5 protein-coding genes and 1 pseudogene are annotated in these 9,625 nt (G+C 70.6%); 3 read left to right on the top strand and 3 right to left on the bottom strand.

Going from position 1 to position 9,625, the window contains the following annotated elements:
• Positions 1–102, bottom strand: a 102-nt coding sequence (locus ACFVVO_RS32885; RefSeq protein WP_390059874.1) for a helix-turn-helix domain-containing protein, incomplete at its 3' end; no start/stop codon positions are given.
• A 31-nt stretch (positions 103–133) separates the two neighbouring features.
• On the bottom strand, positions 134–877 hold the full coding sequence (locus ACFVVO_RS32880; RefSeq protein WP_390059868.1) for a uridine kinase: 744 nt from the start codon (positions 875–877) through the stop codon (positions 134–136).
• Positions 878–1,256: 379 nt separating this feature from the next.
• Between ACFVVO_RS32880 and ACFVVO_RS32875 the strand changes: the two genes are divergently transcribed.
• From ACFVVO_RS32875 to ACFVVO_RS32865, 3 genes and pseudogenes are all read left to right on the top strand, one after another.
• Positions 1,257–2,903 (top strand): hypothetical protein, encoded by a 1,647-nt coding sequence (locus tag ACFVVO_RS32875; protein ID WP_390059866.1) that lies wholly within the window; start codon positions 1,257–1,259, stop codon positions 2,901–2,903.
• Between the two features lie 59 nt (positions 2,904–2,962).
• Positions 2,963–4,108 (top strand): hypothetical protein, encoded by a 1,146-nt coding sequence (locus tag ACFVVO_RS32870; protein ID WP_390059864.1) that lies wholly within the window; start codon positions 2,963–2,965, stop codon positions 4,106–4,108.
• 150 nt (positions 4,109–4,258) lie between these two features.
• Positions 4,259–4,412: pseudogene (locus ACFVVO_RS32865) on the top strand (SAM-dependent methyltransferase); the annotation flags it as partial.
• Between the two features lie 157 nt (positions 4,413–4,569).
• On the opposite strand, the gene mobF reads toward ACFVVO_RS32865, so the two are convergent.
• A complete protein-coding gene (gene mobF / locus ACFVVO_RS32860; protein ID WP_390059863.1) occupies positions 4,570–9,282 on the bottom strand; it encodes a MobF family relaxase in 4,713 nt (1,570 codons plus the stop codon).
• Positions 9,283–9,625: the final 343 nt, after the last annotated feature.

Here is a 9,625-nt window from a genome sequence, read left to right as displayed (position 1 = left end):
GTAGACCTTCCGCACGCAGCCGAACGTGCGCGACAGCTCTGCTGCCTGCGCATCGGTCGGATAGAAGCGGTACTTGAACGCCCGCTTCACATGAGAGGGCATGCTCACAAACTAGCGGGACTGCAGGTAAAGATCAAACCTGCCGGTCGGGGCACGGTTTTTCGCCCCGGGGGCGAAACCCCGCTCCTTGCCCTACTCCGCAGGAGTTTCGTTTCCTCCCCCACCTAAAGGCGGGGGTATCCACGAAAGGAATCAGATGAAGGTGGCCAGTCGGCAGTCGGATTGCGGGCCTGGCCCTCTGCTCCCGCCGGTCAAGGGTGGGTGGAAGATGCGCGCCGACCAGGTGGTCGACCGCAGTCAGCAGGGCCGTTGTCGGCATCGTTCCGTCGAGTACGAGATCGGCCCGATGCCGGGAGGGGGCGACGTATTGAGCGTGGCGGTCTCGGCCGCTGAGCAGGTGGTTGCGCAAGGAGACCAGTGGGTCCTGGTGCTGGATCTCGATCTTGCGTATGAGCTTGCGGGCCAGGCGGATGTCATCGGGGGCGTGGACGTAGATCCGCCAGGTGGCATGGGCCACGACCTTGGGCAGGGTGGTGAGGGCGAACAGGCCCTCCACCACCACGATGCGGTGCTGTCCGTTGGTGGCCGCTGCCTCGAGTGCGGCAGCCGCGGCGTCCTCGTCGACGGAGCCAGGATGGTTCCAATCCAGCGTTTCGGCACCCGTGGCGCTCAGAGTGCGGATGCCGCGGTGGGGCTCGTGCGCGGGGACGTAGAAGTCGACCAGGTGGATGAGAGCCACGGCCCCGGGCCGGTGCAGTGCCAACGCCTTCGCGAGGGTCGACTTGCCCGAGGCGGTGCCGCCGGCGATCGCCAGCACGGGCACTCGGTGCCCGACGCTCGCAGCACTCGGGTTCCGCCCCGGCATCTCCACCTCCGGGAATGAGGTGCCGTCAGCTACCGGGCCTGGGTGCGCCTTAGCGTGGGTGAGGACGTGCTCGGGGGTTTTGGTGTGGGGTGTGGTGGTCATGGTTGCTGCCCTTGGATGAGTGGGGTACGTCCGGCGCGGCAATGTCCGGCCGGTCGGGCAGCAGCGTGCCCGGGTGGCGGGCTAGCCACGTACGCCGGTCGGCCACGGCTACGGATGCGTCATGTCTTCGGGCGAGGCAGACTGTTCATGGAGTGCGAGGCACTCAAGCCCCTCCTGACGCACCGCTCCCACCTGGCTGGACAGATGTGGGCGACGAAAGGTCGAGTCGGTGGACGGCATACGAGAGCATCGCCGGGCAACCGCCTGGTTGCAGCAAGCTCGCACCGCGGAGACCCGCGGCTCCCCTCCCGAAATCACGCGCCCCACCAGCCGCGCGGTCCGGGCCGCCCTGGGCGACGCGGACGTCGACGACCCGGAAGCACCGAAGCTGTACCGCTTCGTCGTGGGTGTCGATCAGCAGGCCCGTCCGCTGGACGCCCAGGAGCTGGCGGAGCTGCGAGATCCGATGGCCGAATTGTTCTTCCGCAAGGGCACCTTCCCGTTGACGGTGCAGGATCTCCTCGCTGGGCTGCCTGAGCCGGCGACGAAAGCGAACCAGTCCGTGTATCTGATCGGCGAGGCGGGGCAGATTCCGCTCGGCTCCACCCCCGAGCTGCCGCGTTCCATGCGGTTCGCTATCGCTCGCGCCGTCACCGGCCGGGACGTGGACCTGCTGGTCAGCACGGGGGCGAACGAGGATCCGGCCGCGACGTTTCTACAGGTGGCCACCTGGGATCCGGCCGCGAATGTCTTCAACTACTACATGCGGATCAGCCCGGTATGGGTGTGGGCGGGCAACTCGTGGTCCGCTCTCGCCCCCGGCTCCCGCGGCCACGGCTGCTTCGACAGCCACATCAACGGCAGTGTCGTGATGAAGGAGCTGAAAGCGCCCTGGAGCAACTGGCAGTCCCAGGCGGCGAACATTCGCCTGGCCCCTGACGACCACTTCCGTTTCGACCCGTTGTATCAGCAGGTCATCGGCGCCGAAAGTCTCGAGCTGACCGTCCGTGCGCTGATCGGCCGCTGGACTGCCGCCCGCCTGGCAGCCGTCACACAGGACGGCACCGTGGAGCATCCCGAGCAGCTGATGCGCCATCTGTTCACCACTACCGCTGTGAACCTGGCCAGTACGGCGACCCAGAGTTCGACGATCACCCCCTCCAGCGGTGACCTGCCGCTGCCCCCGGGCTTCTGGGTGAACAGCGACGCGCTCCTGAGTGACCTCGAACTGCCCGTCGCGGCCGCCCTTCCTCCCATGGCCCCGGCCGCCCACTACGTCGAGAGCCTTGCAACCTTCGACTTCGCCCTGGAGGAGAGGAGCAGTGGTTTCTCCCAGCCGGGCGACACCTTCTTCGCTTTCGTCGTACCGGAGCCAGCCTGCGAGGACAACGACGTGGTTCGGCAGATGGTGGAACAGGGCCTGATCACGCGCAAGTTCGCTGCTTGCGCGTTCATGGTCGATTTCACCAACCCGGTCTTCAGTCCCGTCCGGGAGCAGTTGATGGCCTATGTCCCCACCACGCCGACCGCGGTGACCGAGCTGCAGGACCACGTCGCACAGGCGATCCTGCAAGCCGCCATCAGTCTGCCGCCCAGCAGCCCTGAACGCCGTTTCGCGGCGGGCTGGGTCCTCGCCGACGACACCTGGCCCAAGGCCTTCGCCCAGCGGATCGACGACTACTTCGGTCACGTCGGCCAACGGATCCGGGAGTCCGCCGGCTTCGACGACTACGTCCGGCTGGCAGAGTCCCGCCGCCGCGACTTCAAGGCGATGCGGCTCAACGAGTTCGAGCTGACACTGCCGATCACCAACATCCCCGCGGACGCCGCGCGGCTCAGGATGAACGACAACGGCACGGTCGCGCCCACATCCTGACAGCCGCCTCCGTCCGCGGCTCGTACGCCCACGGCCACCTCTCAGCGAAGGAATGCCCCATGAGCTTGCACGCCTCCTACAGCCCACCCGGACACCTCGACGACCTCGACGAGACGGGCTTGAAAGCCTGGAACATGTTCATCAGCGACCGGGTCGACAACTCGATCACCGGACCCGATCCCCACGAGGTGCTCAACGACAGCCCTCGCAGCCAGTTCTACAACCTGACCAAGACCGGCACAGCGGCCGACGCCCAGGAGGCCACCGTCACCTGGACGGCCTTCCCCCGTCTGGTCAAAATCCAGTTTCTGGCCGACGCCCAGCGGTGGCGGCGGGCCGACGCCAGCCGGGACGTACAGGACGAGTACTGCGAGTGGAGCGTCACCCGCAATGCCGCCGGGAAGATCACCAAAGTCATGTTCACCTGCGAGGGACCCGAGTACTGGCATCTGCTCGCCCAGTCGAACCCCGCCAAGGTCCTCGAGCTCTACCGGACGTACATCAACCCGAACGTCCAGCACAGTGACCTCTTCGGAGCCACCGGCACCTACAACCCTCGTAACCGGTGGAACGACTCCACGACGGACGGCGCCATGCATTTGATCCAGCGCAACAACACCCTCGGAGCCGAGATCGAACTCGCGGCCGCGGCCACCATCGTGCGGGTCATCGACGGCCACGAGCTGATCACTGAGCAGGAACTCGTCCACTGCAGCAAGTACGGCGAGCCCGAGCGCAACAGCGACCCGCACATCGGCGGAGCCGTGAACGACCTCGCCCGGCAGAAGGCGAACATCTCCCTCGCCGACCCGGTCGGTCTCTACCTCGACAAACTGGTCACGGACGGCTGGGCCACCCCGGACGGTTCCGATCCCCACGACTACTGGATCAGGCAGCGCGGCGACGTGGCCCACCCCGTGCGGTTCGTGTACGAGGTACCCCAGGACAAGGGCTTCGCTGTTGGTGACATCAAGATCAACGGGAAGCCCATCCAGTTCGGCGCGCAGATCGCTGACTTCATCACCATCAAACTGACAGGTGTGGCCTGCCGATTCGGGCAGAGCACCACGCAGCCTAAGACCGCCTGCGTGCAGGTGGCCCCGGCGCCTGTCGAGCCGGCAGCGGTCGCCCAAAACCTCAGCGCGGCATCGGTCCCCGGTTACCGGGCCGCTCCACTCACTACTTCCTGGACCCGCCGCCGCTGAGCCGCCGAAGCCCAGCAAACGCTCCATTGAGTCGAACGGCAGGACCGTCTTTGGACGGCATTCATCGGCGATGATCTCCTCGTCCTGGTAGCGTCGTTACCCAAGCGGCAACACGCGACTACCGTCCGCAGAACCGGTGCGCGCCGCGATGTCAAGGTCCTGCGCGGCGCGGGGTCTCATCGTCGACGACCTCATCGAGCCGCGGCCCGAACTCGGAACGCCTAACGGCTACAACGAAACCGAGCCACCCGACTGGGCATACCGCTGGCCGGCGGAACTGCTCTGGGTAACCCACAAACCGTAAGTTCCGCCGCGCCGAGACGTGAAGGCATCCCCTCGCGGCGGCGGCAGCGGCGGCCCTGCGCCCTTGATCGGATGCAGCGTTGCGGGCCCGAGCTTCGACGCCGCACCGGCCCCCGGACATCAGCCGAGCAAGACGCGCTGGCGACGTGGCTTTGCTGTCACCGAGTCGGGGGACGGCGGCCAGGGCCGTCGATGGGCATTGAGGGCTGCCGGCGCAGTGGCGAGGTGGGCGGCAGGAGGGTGGCGCGTTCAGCGGCGGTGCGCCGGCGTATCTGTTCCAGGCGGTGTCGGACGCGGGCGTGGGTGTAGAGGTCGATGGCGTTGGTGAGGTGGTCCCAGGCCTCGCCGTCCAGGCCCTGGGGGCGTGGGCCGAGGACGTCGGGGCCATCGCGGTGGTGGCGGCGTCGCCGGTAGTCGCCGATGGCGGTCAGGAGCCTTGTGTAGGCGTGCTGTTCGTCTTCGTCGTCCCCTGCGGGGGCGGTGATCTCTTCCATCCAGGCTTCGGGCAACGGTTCACCGGCGAGCACGGCGGCAAGGGCGCGGCGGGCGAGGCGTGCGTCGAGTGCTGCGTAGGAAATGGGGGTGACGCCGAAGGGGTCGCGCAGGGCCGGGTGGTCGGGCAGCGGGCTTGCAGGCAGCGGGGCGTCGAGGTGGCTGAGGGCGGCGGCGATCATGACGGAGGTGGGTGCGTCGGGTGGCGGGAGGTGCAGCGGGCGGCGGCGTCCGGTCAGGGCGCGCACCCGGGCGTCCAGGTCGTCCCAGGCCGCCGCGGCTTCCGGGTCGGCGGGCCGCGGGCCCAGTCCGGGCAGCCCGGTGATGGCGTGGCGGGTGCGCCACAGTTCCACCAGCGCGGCGGTGGTGGCCCACGCGCGGCGGCGCCGGGGCGCGCTGGTGGGTGGCGGCGGGCCGAGAGGGCGGACCCAGGAGGGCGGCGCGGCGGCCAGGGTGTGGCCGCAGTCTGCCAGCGAGCGGGCCAGGATGCGGTGGCGTTCGGCTAGATGCGTGCGCCAGTGCTCGGGGGTTTCGGGGTGGACTAGGGCGTGCCGGTCGGCGACCCAGTGGGGGATCTCCCCTCGGTGGTTGGGCCGGTGGGGCAGGTGGTCGGGGAGACGTTCACGCAGGCGCAGCTCGGCGTGGATTTTGTCGGTGACGGCGTCGGCGCGGGCCAGTGCGGCGCGCGTCAAGTGCAGGCGCTGGGCTGTGGTGGTGCGTCGCGTCTGAAGGGTGCGGCGGATGGCGGCCATGGAGGTGGCGCCCGGGTGCGCGGCGGCCGTGGCCCGCTCGCGCTGATAGTCCTCGCGGGCGCGATCGCGCCAGTTAAGGGCGCGGCGCAGCTGGGCTTCGCGGGTGAGGTCGGCGATGTGATGCCGGGCGGCTGCGGACAGCTCGGTTCGGCCGGCCTGCGCGCGGCGGATCTGGGCGCGCACCGCGGCCAGGTGGGACGCGAGCTCGCGGCGGGTCAGGCCGCCCAGCGGGCGCTGGTCCCAGGCCGGATGGGTGTGGCCGGTACGGGTGGTGACGCGGCTGGGCAGATGACTGGAGGCGGCGTCGGCGGCCTTGAGGGCCTCACGGGCCACGGCCCGATGGAAGGCGGCGAGCCGCGTCAGGGTGCGCAGCTGGGTCAGCGTGAGCGCGGCCAGAGGACGCGGCCGGTCGTCCTGCTGGGCTTCGGCGGCATCCTGCAGTCGCTGACGCAGGTGCCAGGCCAGCAGGGCCGAGGGGTCGTCGGCGTCGGTGAAGCCGCGCGCGGGCACCGCGCGGGACAGCAGGCGGGCAAGGTCGAGCCCGGCCCGCTCGGCCGTGTGGAGGGCGCGGATGAGGGCCGGGTAGGCGTCGGCGGCCAGGAACGTCGCGGCCCGGTCGGCGCCGAGAGTCCACTCGAGCAGGCCGGTCAGCCGGGCGGTGGTGGCGCGCTCGGCGACCTCGGCGAACTCCGCGGACAGCTGCCCGGGCGCGCCGATGTCCTGCTGCAGCGCGGTGATCGACTCGGTCGCCGAGAGCTGGGCGCGGCGGCGGGCGGCGATCGCCGCGAGGACGGTGTCGAGGCGGTCGCCGTCCTCAATGGCGACGTAGAGGCGGTTGGTGCGCGCCCCGCGGGTCAGCTGGACGTAGACGCCCTCGCGGGTCGAGCGGGCGGAGGCCAGCGCGTGGGAGGTGTCGACCGTCATCCCCTGCGCGCGGTGGATGGTCGAGGCGTAGCCGAGTTCGCACTGGCGGGCCAGGTAGTCGGCGGGCAGACGGATACGGCCACGGTGCTGAGTGTGTCGGACTATCGCGTCCCCGCCGGCCAGGATCTTGGTGATGGTCCAGGTGTCGCCGTTCTTCACGAAATCGCGACCGCCGCGCACCATCATGCGGCGCCGGTTGAGACGGGTGACGATTACGTCTCCTACGTGCGCATGCTGCCCGGCGCGCAGCGCGGCAGCCTGGCTCGTGTCGACGGCACCGGCCTCGATGTGCCAAGCCTGAGCGCGCCGGTTGAGCACGGTCACGGTCGCCGTGTCCCCGGCCGTCATCAGCGAGGTCAGCCCCTTGCCCAGGTCTTTGGCCCAGGCGGTGAACACCTGGTCGCACATCGCCTCGTAGGTTCCGGCGACGATCCGCCCCTTGTCCCGATGCCAGGTGAAGGCGGTGCGCGGGTCGTCACCGTCACGCAACACGAGGGAGGCTTCGGCCTCGTCGGGCACGCGGAAGCGGTGCAGCTGGTCGAGTTCGACCGTGCCCCCTGCCCGGGAGATGAGCCGGAGGGCTCCCCCGGCCTCGACGGCGGCGAGCTGGTGCGGGTCGCCGAGCAGGCGCACCACCGCCCCTGCGGCCGCCGCGTCGGCGAGGATCTCATCGAGCAGGAGGGTACCGGCCATGCCCGCCTCGTCGACCAGGACGACATCGCCCGGCCGCAGCCGGAAGTCCTCACCGCCCTGCTTCCCATCGGGTAACCGGGCGCACTGGTGCAGCCAGGAGTGCAGGGTGTGGGCGCGCAGCTTCAGGTCGTCGCCGAGGACCTTCGCCGCGCGGGACGAGGGGGCGAGCGGGACCAGCCGGCCACCGGCCGCGTCCACAGCCCTAGCCACCAGCCGCATCGCCGTCGTCTTCCCGGCACCGGCCGGACCCAGACCGGCCAGCAGCAGCTTGTCGGAGAGCGCGAAGGAGGAGGCCAGCGCGCGCTGCCCGACATCCATCGGACCGCGGTGCAGAGCGGCCACGCGGGCGAAGGTCCCCCGGCCCACGGGCGGGATCACGCTTGTGCGGGCGGCGGCCAGGAGCCGGTCCTCGGCCGCCAGGAGGGAGCGGGTGGTGTAGGTCTGCGAGCCGATCGGCCGGTAGATGCTGGTGCCGTCCGCGCGCGTGAGGTCGGAGTGCGGGGGGTTGATCTCGGGTGGGGTGATGTCCACGCAGTCGCCGTGGGTGAGGACCCTGTCGGTGATCCCCTCCGCCGCCCGGGGCGGGGCGGTGGCCCCGGCCAGGGTCCGCATCAGGTAGCGGCGGGCCTCAGCGAGCACGTGGCGGCGGCGGAACGTCGTACGCCGCCCGGCGACCACCGTAAGGACGTCCTCGGCCGCCGCGGCGACATCGAACACAGCCGGCGCAGGCCGAGCTTGGGCCCGGGCGTGGGCGGCGGCCTGCGCGGTGGCGAGCAGCTGGTCGACGGTGGGACGGTCGGTGGCGGCGATCGCACGGCGCCGCCACGCGGCCAGGAGGTCATCCAGACAGCGCGCCTTGCGCTTGGCCGGACTGCTCTGGGTGCGTGCCCGCTCAAGCAGCGTGTAGCGGGCCGCGCCGTGCGGCTGGCGTCCGTGGCGCCGCCGGTAGTCGTCGAAAAGGGCGTCCGCAGCGGTCCGTACGGCGTTGCCCCGCTGCGCGAAGCTGGCGCGCAGCCGCGGGTCGATCCCGGCGATACGCATCACCGGCCGCTGGCCGGCCGTGACCTCGACCTCCTCGGCGACAAGGCCCAGGCGGGAGCAGACGAGCTCGAGGGAGCGCTGGTTGAACAGCTCACTGGCCGCCACGGCATCACGCAGCAGGAGCCGGGAGTCGAGGTTGCGCCAGCGTCCGTCCGGGCTCTGCACACGCGGGGAGATGACCACGTGCTCGTGCAGCATCGGATCGCCCGCCCGGGACTCGTAGTGCAGGTAGACCGTGGCCAGCAGACCCGGCTCGGCCCGTAGTTGGGCCGTGCCGCCCGGGCCGGTGCGGACCGCGAGCGCGTTGTGCTCTATCCAGGCCAGGGTCTCCGAGCGGGCCTGGGCCAGTACCTCGAGGACGGTCCTGCGTACGTCGGGGCCGCCGAGGGCGAACAGCAGCGACAGCTCCTCGGAGGAGAAGGTGAGGTCGTAGCCGGTCAGGGCGCGGCGCTGCGGGCCGGTACGGGCGGTCAGGAACCGTCGGAGTTCGGCGTCGTCGGCCGGGGCGCGGTGGTACTCGGTCTGGAAGGCACGCGCCGCGCACCGCATCCGCACGTCCCTGGTCTCGGCCTTCGTCAGCGGCCGGCACAGCTGCTCACTGACCTCCTCGAGGACCTCCTCGATCTCCCTATCAAGCGGCGAGGAGTCGGCCAACTGCGGTACGGCCGGGCCGAGCTTGGCCGCCCTCATCGCCTGCTTGAGCGAGGCGCCCTCGCTCAAGTGCTGGGCGACGATCGCCACGGCATCGGGATGCATGCCGAGCCCGAACAGGGCCCGCATCTGGGTGTCGCTGACGATGCCGGCCAGACCCAGAGCAGCCGCGGCCTGCCCGTGCCAGACGCCGGGCGGGACTCCCGGCACGCTGGAGGACACCGTCAGCTCGGTGCCCCGGGCGCCGTCGCCGAGGGCGATATCGCGCCGGTAGTAGCGCTCGCGTCCCGCCGTGATCGCCTTCGCTGCCATACCCATAACCGCCAGAAGACCACCGCCATGCGAGTCGATGCGGGCATCATCCGGCGCGGAGCCCCGAACCTCCCACGGCCCTGGATGCGATCTTCCAACGCGTCCCGCTGGGAGGGACATCGGCCCTTAGGGCCAATACGGGGTCGCCAGTGCCAGAGGTGCTCGGCAACCGTCTGCCACCGGCCCCGGGGGCAGACGGTTGCCGAGCACCGAGTCTCACCCGGCAGCTCCGGCACCCGTGGCGTCCACGCACCACCGGCACCGCGCCCGGGCCCTCCCCCGTCTCCAGCAGGGCCGCACCTGCCGGCACCCCACCCCTTCCCTCCCCGCCCGGCGCGGCCGCCGTCCC

Source organism: Streptomyces sp. NPDC058145, assembly GCF_042884245.1.
In the GTDB taxonomy this organism is placed as follows: Bacteria; Actinomycetota; Actinomycetes; order Streptomycetales; family Streptomycetaceae; genus Streptomyces.
This window is presented reverse-complemented; position numbering and strand designations above follow the sequence as displayed.